The 17722-nt window shown below is 67.5% G+C and carries 17 protein-coding genes; 6 read left to right on the forward strand and 11 right to left on the reverse strand.

What is annotated here, in order from left to right:
* Window positions 1-50: 50 nt before the first annotated feature.
* Genes QX128_RS05170 through QX128_RS05180 form a run of 3 tightly spaced genes read left to right on the forward strand, consistent with a single transcriptional unit; the run spans window position 51 to window position 2487 of the window.
* Window positions 51-461, forward strand: coding sequence for a hypothetical protein (locus QX128_RS05170; protein ID WP_315801928.1), 411 nt, complete (start codon window positions 51-53; stop codon window positions 459-461).
* Window positions 458-1174: a class I SAM-dependent methyltransferase gene (locus QX128_RS05175; protein WP_316217123.1), complete on the forward strand. Its 717-nt coding sequence runs from the start codon at window positions 458-460 to the stop codon at window positions 1172-1174. Before QX128_RS05170 ends, QX128_RS05175 begins: the two co-directional genes overlap by 4 nt.
* Entirely contained in the window at window positions 1174-2487 is a 1314-nt protein-coding gene (locus tag QX128_RS05180) for a cytochrome P450 (protein WP_316236850.1), read from the forward strand. Before QX128_RS05175 ends, QX128_RS05180 begins: the two co-directional genes overlap by 1 nt.
* Window positions 2488-2490: 3 nt before the next feature.
* Here the strand turns inward: QX128_RS05180 and QX128_RS05185 are convergent, their stop codons facing one another.
* Window positions 2491-2937 carry a nucleoside deaminase gene (locus QX128_RS05185; protein ID WP_315801931.1) on the reverse strand — a complete coding sequence of 149 codons (447 nt, stop codon included), beginning with the start codon at window positions 2935-2937 and terminating at the stop codon, window positions 2491-2493.
* Between the two features lie 133 nt (window positions 2938-3070).
* On the opposite strand from QX128_RS05185, the gene QX128_RS05190 reads away from it, so the two are divergent.
* Window positions 3071-5182, forward strand: coding sequence for a pseudouridine synthase (locus QX128_RS05190; RefSeq protein WP_316236851.1), 2112 nt, complete (start codon window positions 3071-3073; stop codon window positions 5180-5182).
* Window positions 5183-5191: 9 nt separating this feature from the next.
* Window positions 5192-5746 (forward strand): 16S rRNA (guanine(966)-N(2))-methyltransferase RsmD, encoded by a 555-nt coding sequence (gene rsmD / locus QX128_RS05195; protein WP_316179448.1) that lies wholly within the window; start codon window positions 5192-5194, stop codon window positions 5744-5746.
* Window positions 5747-5958: 212 nt separating this feature from the next.
* Here the strand turns inward: rsmD and mutL are convergent, their stop codons facing one another.
* Window positions 5959-7812 carry a DNA mismatch repair endonuclease MutL gene (mutL, locus tag QX128_RS05200; RefSeq protein ID WP_316236852.1) on the reverse strand — a complete coding sequence of 618 codons (1854 nt, stop codon included), beginning with the start codon at window positions 7810-7812 and terminating at the stop codon, window positions 5959-5961.
* A gap of 198 nt (window positions 7813-8010) precedes the next feature.
* Here mutL and QX128_RS05205 point away from each other — a divergent pair, with 198 nt between their 5' ends.
* Window positions 8011-8325 carry a ribbon-helix-helix domain-containing protein gene (locus QX128_RS05205; protein ID WP_316217224.1) on the forward strand — a complete coding sequence of 105 codons (315 nt, stop codon included), beginning with the start codon at window positions 8011-8013 and terminating at the stop codon, window positions 8323-8325.
* Window positions 8326-8545: 220 nt separating this feature from the next.
* Here QX128_RS05205 and QX128_RS05210 read toward each other — a convergent pair whose 3' ends face one another.
* The 9 genes from QX128_RS05210 to lspA all read right to left on the reverse strand — a co-directional run bounded on the left by QX128_RS05210 (window position 8546) and on the right by lspA (window position 17582).
* Window positions 8546-10114 (reverse strand): GMC family oxidoreductase, encoded by a 1569-nt coding sequence (locus QX128_RS05210; RefSeq protein ID WP_316236853.1) that lies wholly within the window; start codon window positions 10112-10114, stop codon window positions 8546-8548.
* 38 nt (window positions 10115-10152) lie between these two features.
* Complete coding sequence (locus QX128_RS05215; protein WP_316236854.1) at window positions 10153-10701, reverse strand: gluconate 2-dehydrogenase subunit 3 family protein; 549 nt, start codon at window positions 10699-10701, stop codon at window positions 10153-10155.
* A 48-nt stretch (window positions 10702-10749) separates the two neighbouring features.
* A complete protein-coding gene (locus tag QX128_RS05220) occupies window positions 10750-11145 on the reverse strand; it encodes a VOC family protein (RefSeq protein WP_315801937.1) in 396 nt (131 codons plus the stop codon).
* A 1-nt stretch (window position 11146) separates the two neighbouring features.
* On the reverse strand, window positions 11147-11464 hold the full coding sequence (locus tag QX128_RS05225; protein WP_315802168.1) for a c-type cytochrome: 318 nt from the start codon (window positions 11462-11464) through the stop codon (window positions 11147-11149).
* Between the two features lie 218 nt (window positions 11465-11682).
* Window positions 11683-12102: an alternative ribosome rescue aminoacyl-tRNA hydrolase ArfB gene (arfB, locus tag QX128_RS05230; protein WP_006610408.1), complete on the reverse strand. Its 420-nt coding sequence runs from the start codon at window positions 12100-12102 to the stop codon at window positions 11683-11685.
* Between the two features lie 1179 nt (window positions 12103-13281).
* Complete coding sequence (locus QX128_RS05235) at window positions 13282-14661, reverse strand: pitrilysin family protein (protein ID WP_316183219.1); 1380 nt, start codon at window positions 14659-14661, stop codon at window positions 13282-13284.
* A complete protein-coding gene (locus tag QX128_RS05240; protein WP_316217117.1) occupies window positions 14661-16046 on the reverse strand; it encodes a pitrilysin family protein in 1386 nt (461 codons plus the stop codon). Before QX128_RS05240 ends, QX128_RS05235 begins: the two co-directional genes overlap by 1 nt.
* A gap of 171 nt (window positions 16047-16217) precedes the next feature.
* Window positions 16218-16913, reverse strand: coding sequence for a hypothetical protein (locus QX128_RS05245; protein ID WP_315801940.1), 696 nt, complete (start codon window positions 16911-16913; stop codon window positions 16218-16220).
* A gap of 171 nt (window positions 16914-17084) precedes the next feature.
* A complete protein-coding gene (lspA, locus tag QX128_RS05250; protein WP_316236855.1) occupies window positions 17085-17582 on the reverse strand; it encodes a signal peptidase II in 498 nt (165 codons plus the stop codon).
* Between the last annotated feature and the right edge of the window lie 140 nt (window positions 17583-17722).

Genomic DNA, 17722 nt, shown 5'->3' on the forward strand with positions numbered 1-17722 from the left:
ACGTCGTGGTTCAGTTCAACAAGCGGTTCGAGGCTGACGCGGTGCCGGAGATGGCCGAGTTGCAGCGCGAGTTCGGGATCTTTTCTGCCGAGCATGGCCTGCAGCGCTCGTTCACCTTGCTTGGCATCGTGCCTGCCGACTGGAATGAGCGCCGTCGCTGGTACAAATTCCTGGATCATCTCAAGACCTATCCTTCGGACCGCGACGGCGTGAATGGTCACGATCGAGTCGTCGAGGCTTTCAAGGAGGATCTGGAATCGGGCGCGCCGTTGCCGATCTCGCTCGTCTGTCATTCGGCCGCCGATGATCCGCGCGTCACTGTCTCTCGTGGACGGCCTGTCGTCTTCGCGTCCGACGTGCACGTCATCGTGTCGATTCCGACGACGCCCGGCCGCGTCGTGCGACAGCAGATTGCAAAGACGGTGCGGGAGCGGCGCGCTCGAGAGCTCAGCATGCAGTGAGCGCCAGATCTGCCACACGCACGGCGAAGGACGTTCCGAGCCTCGGCTTGATCCAGGCGGACGTCGATGCCTATTACTCTGCCTGCGTTGCGCGTCACGGCGCAACGCCGCGCGGCGTTGACTGGTCGTGCGAGGCGACGCAGGGCCTGCGCTTCGTGCAACTGATGAAGCTGTGCGACGTGTCGGCGCCGTTCAGCCTCAATGACATCGGTTGCGGCTATGGCGCGCTGGTGCCGTTTCTTGAATCGCGTTTTGCGTCCTGTGAGATTGACTATCTCGGCATCGACCTGTCCCGCGCCATGATCAGCCGGGCGCGGCGCCGCTTTGCCGCCCCCTTGCGGCGCTTCGTCGTCGCGTCGGAGAGCCCGCGCATCGCCGACTATTCGGTCGCCTCGGGCATCATGAACGTCAACGTCGGCTATTCGCGCGACGCCTGGGAAGGCTACATCAAAGCCATGTTGCAGCGCATGTTCGCGACCAGCCGGCGCGGCTTTGCCGTCAATTTCATGCGAGCGGCCGCTGATGAGGAGCAGGACGGCGATCCCGCCAAGGCGCGCCTGTATCGCACTACGCCGGACGTTTGGGCCACCCACTGCGAGCAGGAGTTTGCGGCGGCCGTCGAGGTCATCGGCAACTACGGGATGAAGGAGTTCACGCTCCTGGTGCGCCGCCTGACTCATGCCGCCCCGTCGCAAGCAGGGCTCTCGCACTGATGTCGGCTGTTCCGTCGCTATCCTCGCAGACAGATCGCCGCAGCGCCGCCGTCGAGCGTGCTGTGGACGTGCTGATCTCCTCGCGAGGTCACGCCGACCCAACGCGGCTGGAACGCGCCTGTGCGCTGCTGCGCCAGCGCGCGCCGCTGCATTGGGTTGAACGCTCGGGCGTTCGTCCGTTCCGGGCGGTCACGCGCTATGCCGACATTGTCTCGATCGAGACACGGAGCAATGAGTTTGCCGCGGGCCCGCGCACCTATCTCGCCAGCGAGACCTCCGAGGCCGTGCTGCAGCGTGTCACCGGCAAGCCGCAACTCGTGCGCAGCCTGACCGAGATGGATCCGCCGGATCACGGCGTTTATCGCGGCATCATCCAAGGCGCCTTTGCGCCGCCGGTCTTGCGCGAGATGGAGACATGGCTGTCGCAATGGGCCGCCGAGATCATCGACCGGGTTTCCGCGCGCGGCGCCAGTTGCGACTTCGCAGGCGACGTGGCGCTGCCCTTCACCTTCCGGGTGATCGGCCGCATGCTGGGCACGCCGGAGGCCGACGATGCCCGGCTTGCGCGGCTCGCCCAGGCCTTCGTGGGCGCCGAGGATCCGCGGCGCCGTCTCGCCGAGGCGCCGGGCGATACGATGCGGATGGCCATGCTGGCGCTGCGCGATTATTTCGAAGCCGTCGTGGCCGACCGGCGCGCCCGACCGCGCGACGATCTCGCCAGCCTGATTGCGCATGCCGCGCCGCATGGCGCGGCAATGCCGCATTACGAGCTGATCTCCTACTTCATCCTGCTGGTCACGGCGGGCCACGATACGACGGCGCTCGCATTGGCGGGCGGCCTGGCGGCGCTGCTCGCGGCGCCCGAGCAGATGGTGCGGCTGCGGGCCGAGCCCGAGCTGCTCGATCCGGCGATCGAGGAAATGCTGCGCTGGACCTCGCCGGTGCGGCACTTCATGCGCACCGCGGTCTGCGACACCGAGGTCGGGGGGCAACGCATTCGCGAAGGCGATGCGCTGGCCTTGTTCTTCCATTCGGCCAATCGCGACGAGACCGTGTTCGAGGACGCCGGCGCGTTCCGGATCGATCGCAGTCCGAACCCGCACATCGCCTTCGGCCGTGGTCCGCACATCTGCATGGGACTGCAGCTGGCGCGGATGCAGATGCGGGCGCTATTTGCGGAGTTGCTGCGCCGGACCGAACGGATCGAACTCGCCGGGCGGGTGCGCCGGGTGCGGTCGCCCTTCATGAGCGGCGTCTCCAGCCTCCCGGTTCGCATGAGCTTTCGCGCGCTGCGCAAGGAGGCGGCTGCATAGGCCTCACCGCCGCGCCTTGAAGAACTCCTTCAGCATCTGCGCCGCCTGCTGCTCGCCCACCGCCGAATAGACCTCCGGGGCGTGATGGCAGGTCGGCGCCGTGAAGAAGCGCACACCCGACTCGACCGCACCGCCCTTCGGATCGGCGGCCCCGTAATACAGCCGTCGGATGCGCGCGAAGGAGATCGCGCCAGCGCACATCGTGCACGGCTCGAGCGTGACGTAGAGGTCGCACTCGACCAGCCGCTCGCTGCCGACGACCTGGGCCGCCTGCCGCAGTGCCAGGATCTCGGCATGCGCGGTCGGGTCGCGGTCGGTCAAAGTGCGGTTGGCGGCGGTGGCGATGACCGCGTTGTCACGGACGACGACGCAGCCGATCGGCACCTCGCCGGAAATTGCGGCCGATTCGGCCGCTTTCAGCGCCAAATCCATGAAAGAAGGGCTGTTCATGGCTCGTCACGCCCGCCCAAGTCTGCTACTGGATCGCCCTTCAGCACAACCGGACCCCGATTTCCTGCGTGACATGCGCTGCTTCAGAAGCGCGCGGTTCACGCGTCGTCCTGCACCTCGAAGTGAGACCTTCATGCCCCGCACCACCGACAAAGACAACGATTCCCGCGGCCGCCGCGGCGGCGCCCCGCGGGGGCGGTCCGAGGGCGGCAAAGGACGCTCGGGCGCCGCACGTGGGCCGGAAAAGAAGTTCGCCAAGCGCGGCTTCGGCGACAAGGAAGCGGGTGGCCGGGGCAAGCGCTCCTTCGACGAGGGCCGCGCCCCGCGCCGCCGCGACGACGGCGATGCGCCGCGCAAATCCTTTGGCGACAAGCCGCGCTTCAACCGCGATGAGCGGCCGCGCGGCGATCGGCCCTATGCCGCTCGCCCGGCGCGGTCGGGCGATGGCGAGAAGCGCGCCTTCAAGCCGCGTGGCGACCGGCCGAAATTCGATCGCGACGAGCGGGGCGGCGAGAAGCGTCCCTATACGCCGCGCGCCGGTCGCGACGAGGCTCGTCCGGCGGGGCGATCGTCCGAGCGCAAGTTCGGCGAGCGCAAGCCCTACGCTCCGCGGGAGCGCGATGGTGAGAAACGCCCCTATACGCCACGCGGCGAGGGCGCGCGTGATCGCGGCGACCGGCCGCGCACCGAGCGCAGCTTCGGCGACCGTCCGCCGCGGACCGGCGATCGCCCTGAGCGCAAGTTTGGCGGAGAGCGCAAGTTCTCTCGCGGCGCTGAAGGCGATCGGGGCGAGCGCAAGTTCGGTGCCGGCGCGCGCGGGCCGCGCAAGGAGTTTGGCGACCGTCCCTCGCGCGGCGAGAGCAAGCCGTGGCAGAAGCGCGGCGCGGATGGCGATCGCCCGGAACGCAGCCCGCGTCCGCCGCGCGAAGGCGGCCGCAGCTTCGATCGCCCGCGCACCCAGCGCAGCAGCGAGGATCGTCCGAAATTCGACAGGCCCAAATTCGACAAGCCGAAGTTCGACCGCCCGCGGGATCGGGGCGAGGAGCGCAGCTTCGACCGGCCGCGCCGTCCCGAGGGGCGCACCTCCTGGCAGGAGCATCCGCGCAGCGAACGCCGTGGCCGCGACGGCTTCTCCGAGCGGCCGCGCCGCGACAATGAAGACGACAGCAAGGTCTTCGCCAAGCGTCCGGCGTTCGGCGGCCGCGGCGCCTATCGCGAGCGCAAGCCCGAGACCGACAAGCGCAGCGCCCGCGTTGCCGCCGAGCCGGCCGCACCGAAGAAGGCCGGCGAGCGCATCGCCAAGGTGCTGGCCCGCGCCGGCCTCGCCTCGCGCCGCGACGCCGAGGAGATGGTCACGCAGGGCCGCGTGACGGTGAACGGCCGCGTCATCAACTCCCCCGCGCTCGATGTCACCGAGAATGACGTGATCCAGGTCGACGGCGCGCCGCTGCCGGAGCGCGAGCGCACGCGGCTGTTTCTGTATCACAAGCCGCGCGGGCTGATGACGACGCACAGCGACCCCGAGGGGCGGCCGACGGTGTTCGACAATCTGCCCGAGGGCCTGCCACGGCTGATCTCGATCGGCCGACTCGACTTCAACACCGAAGGGCTCTTGCTGCTCACCAATGACGGCGGCCTCGCGCGCGTGCTGGAATTGCCGGACACCGGCTGGACGCGGCGCTATCGCGTCCGCGCCCATGGCGAGATCACACAGGCGCAGCTCGATCAGCTCGCCGCGGGCGTCGAGGTCGACGGCGTCAAATACGGCCCGATCGAAGCGACGCTCGAGCGCGACCAGGGCGCCAATGTCTGGCTCGTCGTCGCGATCCGCGAGGGCAAGAACCGCGAGGTGCGCAACGTGCTCGCGCATCTCGGCCTCGAGGTTAATCGCCTGATCCGCGTCTCCTACGGTCCGTTCCAGCTGCTGGAGCTGCCCGAGGGCGAGGTGCAGGAAGTCAAGACGCGGGTGCTGCGCGAGCAGCTCGGCGAGAAGGTCATTGCGCAGTCGGGTGCTGATCTCGGTCCTGCGGGCAAGGGCAATCGCGAGCCGTTGCCGGACCCGAAGCCCAAGCCGAAGCGCGAGGTCGTCGCCGACCGCAAGGGCCGCCGCGTGCTCGTCCAGCGTACCGGCAGCGAGGAAGCGCGCGAGCGCCACGAAGCCGAGGCGCGTTTCCCCGGTCCGCCGCGGCGGCCGAAGCGCGGCTATCACGGCAAGCGCGATATCACGCCGCAGGATGACGAGTAGGGTGTTGCGATGCGTGTCGTCGGTGGACGGCTGAAGGGCCGCAACATCGCTTCGCCTGCGTCGCGTGACATCCGGCCGACGCAGGACCGGCTGCGCGAGGCGCTGTTCAACATCCTCGTCCACGCCTACGAGGATCCGATCGAGGGCGCACGCGTGCTCGATTTGTTTGCCGGCACCGGCGCGCTCGGCATCGAGGCGACCTCGCGCGGCGCGGCGTTCACGCTGTTCGTCGACAACGGCGCCGAGGCAAGGGCGCTGCTGCGCAACAATGTCGAATCGCTCGGGCTCGGCGGCGTCACCAAGGTCTACCGCCGCGACGCCACCGATCTCGGACCGGCGCATCCGGTCGAGCCGTTCTCGCTGGTGTTCCTCGATCCGCCTTATGGCAAGGGCTTGGCCGAGAAGGCGCTGGCCTCGCTGCGCGACGGCGGCTGGCTCGTGCCATCGGCGCTGCTCGTGGTCGAGGAGTCCAAGGCTGCCGCGTTCAAGGCGCCCGAGGGGTTCGAAGAGCTCGAGCGCCGCGCTTACGACGACACGGAGTTCGTGTTCCTGCGCCGGTCCTGATCCTCGCTCGCTGTCGCGCCTGCGAACGCAGAGGCCCATAGCCACAGGATTGCGTTGGGAGGCTGGCTGCTCGTAACGTCGTTCATGTCCCTGACTGCTGCTGCGGCGTATGGGTCCCGGATCGGCGCCGCCGGACGGCGCTGCGCGCCGCCGGTGGCTTGTCCGGGACGACACCGGATTTGTAGCTATCGTCGTGGCCTCAATCGTAGCCGCTATCTCCTCCCGAACAGCTTCTCGACATCCGCGAGCTTCAGCTCGACATAGGTCGGGCGGCCGTGATTGCACTGGCCCGAGTTCGGTGTGTCCTCCATCTCGCGGAGCAGCGCGTTCATCTCTTCCGGCTTGAGGCGGCGGCCGGCGCGGACCGAGCCGTGGCAGGCCATGGTGGCTGCGACGTGCATCAGGCGGCGCTCCAGCGGCAGCGCCTCGCCCCATTCCTCCATGTGCTCGGCGAGGTCGCGCAGCAAGCCTGCGGCATTGATCTTGCCGAGCAGCGATGGCGTCTCGCGCACGGCGACGGCGCCGGGGCCGAAGGATTCGATGGCGAGGCCGAACGAGGCCAGCTCATCGGTGCGCGCGAGCAGTGACTCGACGGTGGCTTCGTCGAGCTCGACGATGTCCGGGATCAGCAGGATCTGCCGCTGCACGCCATGCGCCGCCAGCGAGGCCTTGAGCCGCTCATAGACGATGCGCTCATGCGCGGCGTGCTGGTCGACGATGACGAGGCCGTCCCGGGTCTGTGCAACGATGTAGGTGTCATGGATCTGGGTGCGCGCGGCGCCGAGCGGACGGTCGAGCAGGTCAGGCGTCGCCGGCTGCTCGTGCAGCCGAACGTCGGCGCGCGGGCCGCCGACGTCGAACGCCGCTTGAGAGGATTCCGCAAGCCCGAACGACCCGAGATCTGGTGAGGGCGCCGCCGCAGGGAAGGAGCCGCCGAAATGCGGCATCACCGGCGCCGACGGCGAGCGCTGCCAGTCCCAGTTCATCGGACCGACGTTGGGTCGCGGCGGCGCGAACGCCGGGCGGAATGCGGCGATGGTCGCGCCGCCGTCATTGGCCGCGGTGCGGCGGCCTTCGCGGGCGAGACCTTCCTTCAGCGCGTGGATGATCAGCGCGCGCACGAGGCCGGCATTGCGAAAGCGCACCTCGGTCTTGGCCGGATGCACGTTGGCGTCGACCTCGCGCGGATCGAGCGTCACGAACAGCGCCACGACCGGATGGCGGTCACGCGGCAGATAGTCGGCATAGGCGGCGCGCACCGCGCCGAGGATCAGCTTGTCGCGCACCGGGCGGCCATTGACGAACAGATACTGGCCGAGCGCATTGGCGCGCGTCAGCGCCGGCGCCGCGGCGAAGCCTTCGACGACAACGTGATCGCGCTCGCTGCGCACCGCGATCGCATGGCTGCGGAAGTCGGCGCCGAGGATGTCGCCGAGCCGCGTCAATTGGCCCGGCGCGCCGGGCAGCGCGGCGGCCCAGGTCACCGGCGCGCGCTCCTCGCCGGCGAGGGTGAAGGCGATGTCGGGCCGCGCCATCGCCAGCCGCCGCACCACCTCGCGGATCGCCTCGGCCTCGGTGCGGTCGGTCTTGAGGAACTTCAGCCGCGCCGGCGTGGCGTGGAAGAGGTCGGCGACCTCGACGCGGGTGCCTTGGTTCAGCGCGGCCGGCACGATCGGGGACTTGTCGCCGCAATCGACTTGAAGCGCCCAGGCGTGCGGTTCGCTTTTGTGTCGCGTCGTGATCGACAGCCGCGCCACCGAGCCGATCGAGGGCAGCGCCTCGCCGCGAAAGCCGAGCGTGCGGATCTGCAGCAGATCCTCGTCGTCGAGCTTGGAGGTGGCGTGGCGCTCGATCGCGAGCGCGAGGTCGGCCGCGGTCATGCCGCCACCATCGTCTGATATGGCGATCTTCCGCCGCCCGCCGCCGTCGGTGAAGATGTCGATGCGGCTGGCGCCGGCATCGATGGCGTTCTCGACCAGCTCCTTGACCACGCTCGCCGGCCGCTCGACCACCTCGCCGGCGGCGATGCGGTTGACGATCTGTTCGGGGAGCTGGCGGACGGGCATGGTGCGAACGAACTTGAAAGCTGGCTGGCTTGGATCTTGAAGGCGCGCGGCGCTGCGGCGGCCACGCTGCAAATGTGGGACGAGAATAGCTTTTTTCATGCGCTGCGGCAGAGAAAAGCAACCTTCTCCAACGGGATTGTGAGGCGGGCGGGGCCAGTATATCGTTTCGCAAAAATAACGATCAGCCGGAGGAAGACCATGTGCCATCTGTTCGCACACCAGCCTCAGCGCGATTATGAGTCGCAGACCCGTAGTTTGCGGATCGGCGGCCATAGCACGTCGATCCGGCTCGAAATGGCGTTCTGGGACACGCTCGAGGAGATCGCCGCCAAGGAAGGCATGAGCCTCGCGAAGTTCGTGACCACGCTGTACGCCGAGGTGCTCGACCACCACGGCGAGGTGAGGAATTTCGCCTCGCTGCTGCGCTGTTCCTGCCTGATCTATCGGGCGAAGGCGACCGCCGCGGTGCCGGATTTTCGCGCGCCGGCCGCGATCATGGACGCGGCGGAGTAGCCACGCGTCTGCTGTCTCGTCTCCCTCCCCCGCCTGCGGGGGAGGGCGGGGTGGGGGCGCCACACGGGCAGTCTTTCCTGCGCGCGCTTCATGGGCAGTCTTTGTGGAGCGTTCCCCCACCCGCATCGCATCTTCGATGCGATGCGACCTCCCCCGCAAGCGGGGGAGGCGCTGACTGCATTCGCGGCGGGTGAGGTGCGCACCCATCACGCGTTGCTAATCAGATCTCCTTCTTCTGCATCGCGCCCGCGATGTAGTCGGCCTGGCGGATCGCCAGCGCCACGATGGTCAGCGTCGGATTGCACGCCGCCCCCGTGGTGAACTGGCTGCCGTCGGACACGAACAGGTTCTTGATGTCGTGGGTCTGGCCGAACTTGTTGACGACGCCGTCCTTGGCCTTCTCGCTCATCCGGTTGGTGCCGAGATTGTGCGTCGAGGGATAGGGCGTGGTCGGGTAGGTCACGGTGGCGCCGACCGCCTCGTAGATCGCCGAGCCCTGTTTGTAGGCGTGGGCGCGCATCGCGACGTCGTTGGGGTGGTCGTCGAAATGCACCGACGCCACGGGCATGCCGAACTTGTCCTTGGCGACCGGATCGAGCGTGATGCGGTTGGTCTCCTGCGGCATGTCCTCGCCGACCAGCCACATGCCGGCCATGCGCGGATAGGTCTCCATCGCCGCGGTGAAGCTGCGGCCCCAGGCGCCGGGGTTGAGGAACGCCGCCATGAACGGCAGGCCGAGCGACAGCGTCTCCATCTCATAGCCGCCGACGAAGCCGCGCTTCGGATTGAACGCCGCCTCGTCGCGCACGATGCCGGCCATCGTGGTGCCGCGATACATGTGCACCGGGTTTTCGAACGTCGCATAGACGCTGCCGGTCATGTGCCGCATGTAGTTGCGCCCGACCTGGCCGGAGGAGTTGGCGAGGCCATCCGGGAACATGTTCGAGGCGCTGTTGAGCAGGAGGCGCGGGCTCTCGATCGAGTTGCCGGCGACCGCGACGATGCGGGCCTTCTGCAGCTGCATCTTGCCCTGGCTGTCGGCATAGACCACGCCGGTCACCTTGCCGGAGGCGTCATGCTCGATCTTGATCGCCATGCTGCCGGATCGCACTTCGAGATTGCCGGTGGCCTCGCCCTTCGGAATCTCCGTGTAGAGCGTCGACCATTTCGCACCGGACTTGCAGCCCTGGAAGCAGAAGCCGATCTGCTGGCACGAGCCGCGGCCGTCGCGCGGCTGCGAGTTGATCGCCATGTTGCCGGTGTGCACGGTCTTGTAGCCGAGCTTGCGGGCACCGGCTTCGAGCACCTTGAAATTGTTGTTGCCGGGCAGGCCGGGAATGTCGTTGGTGCGGGTCACGCCCATCTTGAACTCGGCCTTGGCGTACCACGGCTCCATCTCGGCGAGCGTCACCGGCCAGTCCATGAGGCTCGAGCCGGGGACGCCGCCATAGGTGGTGCGGGCCTTGAACTCGTGCTCGTCGAAGCGCAGCGAGGCGCCGGCCCAGTGCACGGTCGAGCCGCCGACCGCCTTGACAATCCAGGCCGGCAAATTGGCGAAGTCCTTGGCGACACGCCAAGTGCCCGAGGTCGTGCGCATGTCGGTCCAGGCGAGCTGGGTGAAGCTCTCCCATTCGTCATTGATGAAGTCCGGAATCTCGTAGCGATTGCCGGCCTCCAGTATGACGACCTTGATGCCCTTCTGGGCGAGCTCGTTCCCGAGCGTGCCGCCGCCGGCCCCCGAGCCGATGATGACGACGACGCTCGAATCGTTCTGGTCGAATTTTGCCATGGTGGTGTCCTCCGTGTTCTCTTCGTTGTTCGCCGGCGTCAGGCTTTCGGCAGCCAGTCGATGTCGGAGAAGCCACGGTTGATGTAGCCGCCATGCTCGGCGGAGGAGCCCTCGTAGCCGAACTTTGGCCAGAGCTCTTTCTGATTGTAGAGCGACACCACGAGGTCGCCGCGCAGGGTCTTGAAGAACGTGGTCTGCTCGATGCCCTGGAGCAGCGCGACGCGGTCGGCCTCCCACGGCACCTGCGCATAGGGCACCTTGTGGCGATCCTTCGCGTCCTGATCGAGCCGGGCGACGCCGTCATTGATCATCGCCTTGACCGCGGCATCTTCCGCCGCCTTGCCGTCCCACGGCTTGACCGCGGTGATGTAGTAGCGGTCGGCGAGGAAGTCGTGCGGGTAGATGTCGCGCGCGACCTTCACCAGCGTCTTCAGCGTCGCCGGCGTCAGCGCCTTGGCATCCTCGGCCCAGGCATCGGTGATCCCGAAGCCGGTCGCGGAAGCCACGGCCGCGGCCGGCACGGTCGAGGCCGCGCCCTTGAGAAAGACGCGGCGGTCGTATTTGTTGCGGCGATCGACTTCTCTCATGGGTATCCTCCGTGGGTTTTTGTTGGGTGTATTTTCGTGGTCGGCGGCTCAGCCGAAGCGGCCGCCGCGCTGGATCACCTCGATCTTGTAGCCGTCGGGATCGGTGACGAAGAAGAAGCGCGCGAGTGTCGCGCCATTGTGCTTGAAATCGCGCAACGGGCCTGGCGCCAGGTTCTCGCGCTCGAAGCGGGCGTGCTCGGCGTCGAGATCGTCGACGACGACGGCGAGATGGCCGTAGCCGTCGCCGAGCGTGTACGGCTCCTTGCGGTCGTAGTTGACGGTGAGCTCGACCTCGAACGGCGAGGAGGGATGGCGCAGATAGATCAGCGCGAAGCCGTCGAAGCGGAGGTTGTCGGCGATCTCCAGCCCGAAGGCGCGCTTGTAGAAGTCGAGCGCTTTCGCTTCGTCGAAGACGCGGATCATGGAGTGTACGGGCTTGGCCATCTCAATTGTCCTTCAAATAGTTGATGATCGTGGCGCGCACGTCGGGCTTGGCCTGGCGATAGGCCATCACGGCGCCGGGGATCAGCTCTTGCGGATTGGTCAGCCAGGCGTCGAGCTTGGCCTCGTCCCAGGTGAAATCGGCCTTGGCGAAGCCGGCCGAATAGCGGAAACCTTCGATCGAGCCGGCGCGGCGGCCGACGATCTTCGACAGCGGCGGCCCCTGCCGCATCGGCTCGGCGCTGCTCAGCGTATGGCAGACGCCGCATTGCTGCTTGAACAGGGTGGCGCCGTCGACGGGCTTCGGTGCGGGCAGCGCCATCTGCGCCGACGCGATCGTGGTGCTCAGCACCGCGCCAATGAATGCCCCGCACAGAAGAAGCGCATCTTGCGCCGCACGCCGTCCCGCCATCGTTCCTCGCTCGCAATTTTTCCGGAGCGTAGGTCGCAGGTGGCGCGCCGTGGTAGTAGCCGGCTGTTTCAGTGGGAACAAAGCGTGCGCAGCAGTCGTGCGCGCCGCAGGAATGTCAGCGTTACGGACTAATCGTCGAAACGGCGCGCCCCGCGCCCCGCCTTGACGTCGCTGCGGAGCTTCTTGCCCTCGAGCCGGCGCTGCTTGGAGCCGAAGGTCGGCTTGGTCGGGCGCCGCACCTTCGGCCGCACCATCGCTTCGCGCAGCAGCGTGACCAGCCGCTCGATCGCATCGGCCTTGTTGCGCTCCTGGGTACGGAAGCGCTCGGCCTGGATCACGATGACGCCGTTCTTGGTCATGCGCTGGCCGGCCAGCCGCGCCAGCCGTGCCGCGGCATCCTCCGGCAACGTGATGCGGCTGGTGTCGAAGCGCAGTTGCGCCGACGTCGACAGCTTGTTGACGTTCTGGCCGCCAGGGCCGGAGGCGCGGACGAACGAGATCTCGATGTCGTTCTCGTCGATGGCAAGGTCGCGGGAAATCCGCAGCATGGAGCACCAGGGGGAATCGAGGCTTTCGCGTGCACCATAGCGGTTTTAGGGGCGGCGTGCGCGGGTTCGCGTCGACGGCACCGTTGACCCGGGACAGTCATCACAATCTCCGCTGTCATCCCGGCGAACGCCGGGATCCATACCCCAGGGAGCAGTTTGGGGCAGGCGGGTCATTGACATCTCGTCCCCATCATTTCGGCTGCGGCGTATGGGTCCCGGATCTGCGCGCGCCTTGCGCGCTTGTCCGGGACGACAGCGGTTGGTGTGGCGGACTTCACGGTTCAAACAGCGGGGACGATCAGCTAGGACACGGCTTCGCGCTCTCGCGGCATGCCTGCCCGAGGCTTGCATCGTCGTGGCCCTCGCTGAGAATGCAGAGGGCGCGGGGAATGCCGGGCGCTGGCCGCACCCATGGCCCGCCTGCGAAAAAAATGCAGGCGGCAGGTACCACAGGTTCAGCCGAGGCATCCCGGCATTCCCCGCGCGACGGTCTTCACGCTTATACGCGCTCTCCTCGGTGCACCGGGCTTGTTGGCCACCGTCGCCCGCCGGATCATCATCACCGGCGAGCTTGGCATCAGCGTCGGGATGCCAGGACCACGCGACTTCACGTCCGCGACAGATCGTTCGTCCGCGCCTTCGCTCAGAAGACGCTGCGATCTCTCGCGGCCATCGCATCCCCGCCTCGCGTGTCGTGACGATCGCGATGCGCCCCTCTGCGGTGAGGCGGGATAAGGAGAGTTGATCATGAATTCGGAAAAATAGCAAGATAATTATTCGTATGTGACGTCGGTGTGTTGGCCCCGCTGTCGTCCCGGGCAAGCCGTCGGCGCCGCGAAGCGGCGTCGATGGCGCCGACCCGGGACCCATACGCCGCAGCAGATGTGAGGCGCGAGATGCCCAACACCAGCCTGCCCCAAAACACCTCCCTGGGGGTATGGGTCCCGGCTCAAGGCCGGGACGACACCATTTTTGTCGATGCCGCGGTGGGAAGCCACGAGCAGCCGTCATGGCCGGGCTTGTGCAGCCTGCGCGGCTGAAGTCGCTTTGGAGTGGCGAAGGCTCGGCCATCCACCTGCGTCAATTGCCCCAAAACGTGGATGCCCGGGACAAGCCCGGGCATGACGTCGCCATTGATAGTTATTCTGCGTCGTTGAAGGCGAGCGCGCCTTCGCAAGCTCAGTTCGTCTTCGTCACCGGAGCCGTGACTGGGGCTTGCGCCGGTTCGGCGGCCGCCTGCGGCGTGCGGCCGACGACGGCGGTCAGCAGGCCCTGGCTCCAGAGCTGCTTGGCCGCCTTCTTGGCGTCGTCCAGCGTCACCGCGTTGACGATCTCGCTGCGCTTCTCGATGTAGTCGATCGGCATCTTGTCGAGCTGATATTGCAGCATCGCCTGCGCCAGCTTGGAGGAGGTGTCGAGCGCGAGCATCTGCGAGCCGTTGATGTAGGACTTGGCCTCGTCGAGCTCCTGCTGGGTCGGGCCTTCCTCCGCCATGCGGCGGATCTCCTGCTCGACGGCCGCGATGGTCTCGCCGGCGCGGTCGAAGCGGGTGGCGGTGTTGCCGATGAACAGCGCCGAATGATCCATCCACAGCAGCGCGTCGTAGACGGAGTAGGCGAGGCCGCGCTTCTCGCGCACCTCCTTGTAGAGCCGCGACGACAGGCCGCCGCCGCCGAGGATGTGGTTGACCACATAGGCCGCCATGAAGTTCGGGTCGTGGCGGCGGATGCCGGGACCGCCGAAGGTGATCACCGTCTGCGGCACGTCGAGCGGCACCAGCGCACGCTGCGGCGGCCTGGTGGCGACGACGTCGGGCACTGGCGTCAAAGTGGCCTTGGCGGGCAGGCTGCCAAACGTCTGATCGAGCAGCTTGCCGAGCGTGGCCGGGTCGACGTCGCCGACAACCGCGACCTTGAGCGTGTCCTTGGCGAGCACGCGGCCGACATAGGCCTTGAGATCGTCGACGGTGATCGTCGGCACGCTGTCCAGCGTGCCGTTGGCCGGACGGCCGTAGGGGTGGTTGGGGAAGGCAAGCTCGAGGAACTTGCGGCCCGCCAGCGAGCTCGGATTGGTGGTCTCGCGGCGCAGGCCGGAGATCACCTGCGAGCGGATGCGCTCGACGTCGGCGCTGTCGAAATGCGGCGACGTCAGCGCCGTCCGCAGCAGCTCGAACGCCTCGTCCTTGTTGTCGCGCAGCATGCGCAGCGAGCCGCGGAATTGATCGCGCGAGATCTGGAAGGAGAGCTCGATGGCGCGGCGGTCGAGCCGCTCGTGGAAGGTCTTGGAGTCGAGATCGCCGGAGCCTTCGTCGAGCAGGTCGGCCACGAGATTGCCGACGCCGGGCTTGCCGACGGGGTCCTGCGAGGCGCCGCCCTGGAACGCATATTCCATCGCGATCAGCGGCACGGTGGCGTCCTGCACGAACCAGGCTTCGATGCCGCCGGGCGACACCAGGTGCTGGATCTTGGTCGCCGCATGGGCGGCAGGAGCGATCGTGAGCGCGGCGGCGCCGACGGCGAGCGCGCAGGCGAAGCGGCGGGCGAAGGTCATTGTGTTCATCACGACCGCTTCTCCTCGCGCTTGGCCGCATTGTCCTTGATCAGATAGCCGGTGACCGAGCGCTTCTTCTGCAGCCAGGTCTGCGCGGCGGCGCGGACCTGCTCGGCGGTCACGGCCCGGATGCGGTCGGGCCAGCTCCTGATGTCCTCGATGCTGAGACCTGTGGTGAGGCCGCCGCCATACCAGCGCGCCATGGTCGCCTGGTTGTCATTGGCGTAGATCGCCTCGGCGATGAGCTGCGTCTTGACGCGTTCGAGGTCTTCGGCGCGCACCGGGTTCTGTGCGATCTCGGCGATGACGCTGTCGACGACAGCCTCGACCTGGGCGAAATCGACGCCCGGACGCGGCGCGACCGCGATCGAGAACTGGCTCGGATCGAGCGACGTGCCCTGATAGGACGCGCTGGCATTGACCGCGAGCGGCTTGTCGACGACGAGCGCACGGTAGAGATAGGAGTTGCTGCCGCTGCCCATCAGTTGCGCCAGCACGTCCAGCGCGGCCGACTGGCCGGGGGCAGCCGTGGTGGCCGAGGGCACCAGATAGAAGCGGCGCATCGACGGCTGCTCGACATGCGGGTCGGCCAGTGTGACCGTGCGCGGCGCCACCGGCTCGGGCTCCTGCGGCCGCAACCGGCGCGCGGGGATGTCGGGTTGCGCGGGAATCTTGGCGAAGGTCTGCTCCACGAGCGGGCGCACTTCCTTGGCGTCGGTGTCGCCGGCGATCACCAGGATCGCGTTGTTGGGCGCGTAGAAGCGGCGATAGAACGCCAGCGCATCCTCGCGGCCGAGCTTCTCGATCTCCGGCCGCCAGCCGATCACCGGCCGGCCATAGGGGTGGTTGACGTACAGCGCCGCCATGATCTGCTCGTTGAGGCGCGCTTCCGGCGAGTTGGCGACGCGCATGTTGTACTCTTCGAGCACCACGTCGCGCTCGGGCAGCACGTTCTCGTCCTTCAGCACGAGGCCGGTCATGCGGTCGGCCTCGAACTCCATCATCTTCGGCAATTGATCGCGCGGCACGCGCTGGAAGTAGCCGGTGTAGTCGACCGAGGTGAAGGCGTTCTCATTGCCGCCGATCTTCAGGACCGTCTTGGAGAACTCGCCGGCCGGATGCTTCTCGGTGCCCTTGAACATCAGATGTTCGAGGAAGTGCGCCAGGCCCGACTTGCCGGGCGTCTCGTCGGCGGAGCCGACCTTGTACCAGATCATCTGCGTCACGACCGGCGTGCGGTGATCCTGGATGACGACGACCTGCAGGCCGTTGGGGAGGGTGAAGCTGGTGGGGGGCTCGGAGGCGAACGTCGTTTGCGCCGAAGCGCCGGCCGTGAACGCGATGAGGGAGACGAGCGCGGCGGCGACGGATTTGAACCGGTGCGAGGACATCATGATCCTTCTGGAGGCCCGCAGGGAGGGGCGATCGGGTTTGAGCGCATCATGCTACATCGCGCCGGACGGCGCCCGACGTCACAAAACGGCGACATCGTGCCGCCGCGAGACATTAAATTTCGCTAACGCCAGCGAAGCCGGCATCTCCGGGCGAACGGGGCGGTGCCGCCGTCACCGTTCCTTGCCGGTCATGATGTCCATCTGCTTGCCGCCGATTGGCTCCTGCTTGCCGGTGCCGTAGGCATAGCTTGGCGACGGCGTCTGATAGCCGGGCGGCGGCTGGGTCAGGCTCTCACGCTGCGGCTCGCTGGTGAACGGCTTGGTCTCGCTGTCGCTGCCCTTGAACATGCCGAACAGGCCGCCTTTGAAGCCCAACTGTGAGGGGCTCATCATCGGGTTGTTGGCGACGCCGGGCTGAATCGGCTCAGTCGACTTGGCGGCGGCCGTCCGCCCCATCTTCATCTCGGCCGGGGTCAGCGGGCGGGCCGCATTGACCGGATCCTTGTTTTCCTTCTTGCGCGCGGCGGCCGCGGCACGGCGTTGCTGCTCGTCGGGGTCCTTCGGCCAGTTCGGCGCGGTCGCCTGCGCCGCGGCGGCGGGCGGCGGCAGATCGAGCTTGGGCGGCACCACCAGCGGCGACCGCTCGCGGTATTCGATGGAGGGCGTCTCCATGTTGGTGCCGCCGAGGCCGCGCATCAGATTATCGATGATCTTCTCTTCGAAGGTCTTGTCGTCTTCCTCGTCGTCCTGGGCACGGGCGGCCCCGGCGGCCATGACGAGGCCGATGCCGAGCGCGACGGCGGACAGCCGCAGGGCGCGAATGGCCGCGTGGGTCACGATCCGGCCGCTGACTTCGGTCTTGCGCATGGCTTTTCCCGTCCTCGCTTGTGCAGTGCTCGGGCTCCGACGAACCGGCCGCGAATCCACCGATTTGGACGCTCGCCGCAGGCGGCTGGTCCGGTCACCGCGCCAGTCCCGAAAACGTGAAGAACCTCAGGCTCTTGGCTCCGGGACAGCACCGGCCGGTATCGACCCCGATCAGGGCGCTTTTGCGGCATGAGCCCCGAAGAAGGAGTCATACAGCAGGCCCGCCACCCCGGCAACGATGGCCACGTCGGCCATGTTGAAGATGTACCAGTTGTAGACCGTGCCGCCGATCTGGATGTGGAACAGCGCGAAATCGACCACCGCGCCATAGGCCAGCCGGTCGATGCCGTTGCCGATGGCGCCGCCGATGATCAGGCCGAGCGCCGCCGTCGCCAGCTTGCTTTCCGCACGCGCCATCCAGATGCCGAGGGCGACCACCGCGACGGCCTTCACCGCCATCAGTCCATATTGCGCCAGCGCGCTCTCGCTCTGCAGCCAGCCGAAGCTGATGCCGATGTTCCAGGCGAGGTAGAGGTCGAAGAACGGGGTGATCCTGACGGTGCCGCGGTTGGGCAGGTCGAACACGTATAGCAGCCACAGCTTGGAGGCCTGGTCGATGACCAGGGTGGCGAAGCTGGCGATGAGGCCGAGACGGAGGCGGGGGGTCATTGCAAGCTGGTGAGTTGACCACCAGGCCGGCCGCAAACACAGCTGTCGTCCCGGCGAACGCCGGGACCCATACCGCGGACGGCCGATTGGTGAAAAGGACTCGGAGTCATCAGTCTTTGCCTACCAAGACGGCCGGTGGT

It is taken from the genome of Bradyrhizobium sp. SZCCHNR1015, assembly GCF_032489875.1.
Taxonomy (GTDB): domain Bacteria; phylum Pseudomonadota; class Alphaproteobacteria; order Rhizobiales; family Xanthobacteraceae; genus Bradyrhizobium.

Excerpts from the sequence above, each read along its gene's own strand:
- QX128_RS05170 (WP_315801928.1), top strand. The coding sequence starts at position 51 with ATGGCCGAGTTGCAGCGCGAGTTCGGGATCTTTTCTGCCGAGCATGGC.
- QX128_RS05180 (WP_316236850.1), top strand. The coding sequence starts at position 1,174 with ATGTCGGCTGTTCCGTCGCTATCCTCGCAGACAGATCGCCGCAGCGCC.
- QX128_RS05185 (WP_315801931.1), bottom strand. The coding sequence starts at position 2,937 with ATGAACAGCCCTTCTTTCATGGATTTGGCGCTGAAAGCGGCCGAATCG.
- QX128_RS05190 (WP_316236851.1), top strand. The coding sequence starts at position 3,071 with ATGCCCCGCACCACCGACAAAGACAACGATTCCCGCGGCCGCCGCGGC.
- rsmD (WP_316179448.1), top strand. The coding sequence starts at position 5,192 with ATGCGTGTCGTCGGTGGACGGCTGAAGGGCCGCAACATCGCTTCGCCT.
- mutL (WP_316236852.1), bottom strand. The coding sequence starts at position 7,812 with ATGCCCGTCCGCCAGCTCCCCGAACAGATCGTCAACCGCATCGCCGCC.
- QX128_RS05205 (WP_316217224.1), top strand. The coding sequence starts at position 8,011 with ATGTGCCATCTGTTCGCACACCAGCCTCAGCGCGATTATGAGTCGCAG.
- QX128_RS05210 (WP_316236853.1), bottom strand. The coding sequence starts at position 10,114 with ATGGCAAAATTCGACCAGAACGATTCGAGCGTCGTCGTCATCATCGGC.
- QX128_RS05215 (WP_316236854.1), bottom strand. The coding sequence starts at position 10,701 with ATGAGAGAAGTCGATCGCCGCAACAAATACGACCGCCGCGTCTTTCTC.
- QX128_RS05220 (WP_315801937.1), bottom strand. The coding sequence starts at position 11,145 with ATGGCCAAGCCCGTACACTCCATGATCCGCGTCTTCGACGAAGCGAAA.
- QX128_RS05225 (WP_315802168.1), bottom strand. The coding sequence starts at position 11,464 with ATGGCGCTGCCCGCACCGAAGCCCGTCGACGGCGCCACCCTGTTCAAG.
- arfB (WP_006610408.1), bottom strand. The coding sequence starts at position 12,102 with ATGCTGCGGATTTCCCGCGACCTTGCCATCGACGAGAACGACATCGAG.
- QX128_RS05235 (WP_316183219.1), bottom strand. The coding sequence starts at position 14,661 with ATGAACACAATGACCTTCGCCCGCCGCTTCGCCTGCGCGCTCGCCGTC.
- QX128_RS05240 (WP_316217117.1), bottom strand. The coding sequence starts at position 16,046 with ATGATGTCCTCGCACCGGTTCAAATCCGTCGCCGCCGCGCTCGTCTCC.
- QX128_RS05245 (WP_315801940.1), bottom strand. The coding sequence starts at position 16,913 with ATGCGCAAGACCGAAGTCAGCGGCCGGATCGTGACCCACGCGGCCATT.
- lspA (WP_316236855.1), bottom strand. The coding sequence starts at position 17,582 with ATGACCCCCCGCCTCCGTCTCGGCCTCATCGCCAGCTTCGCCACCCTG.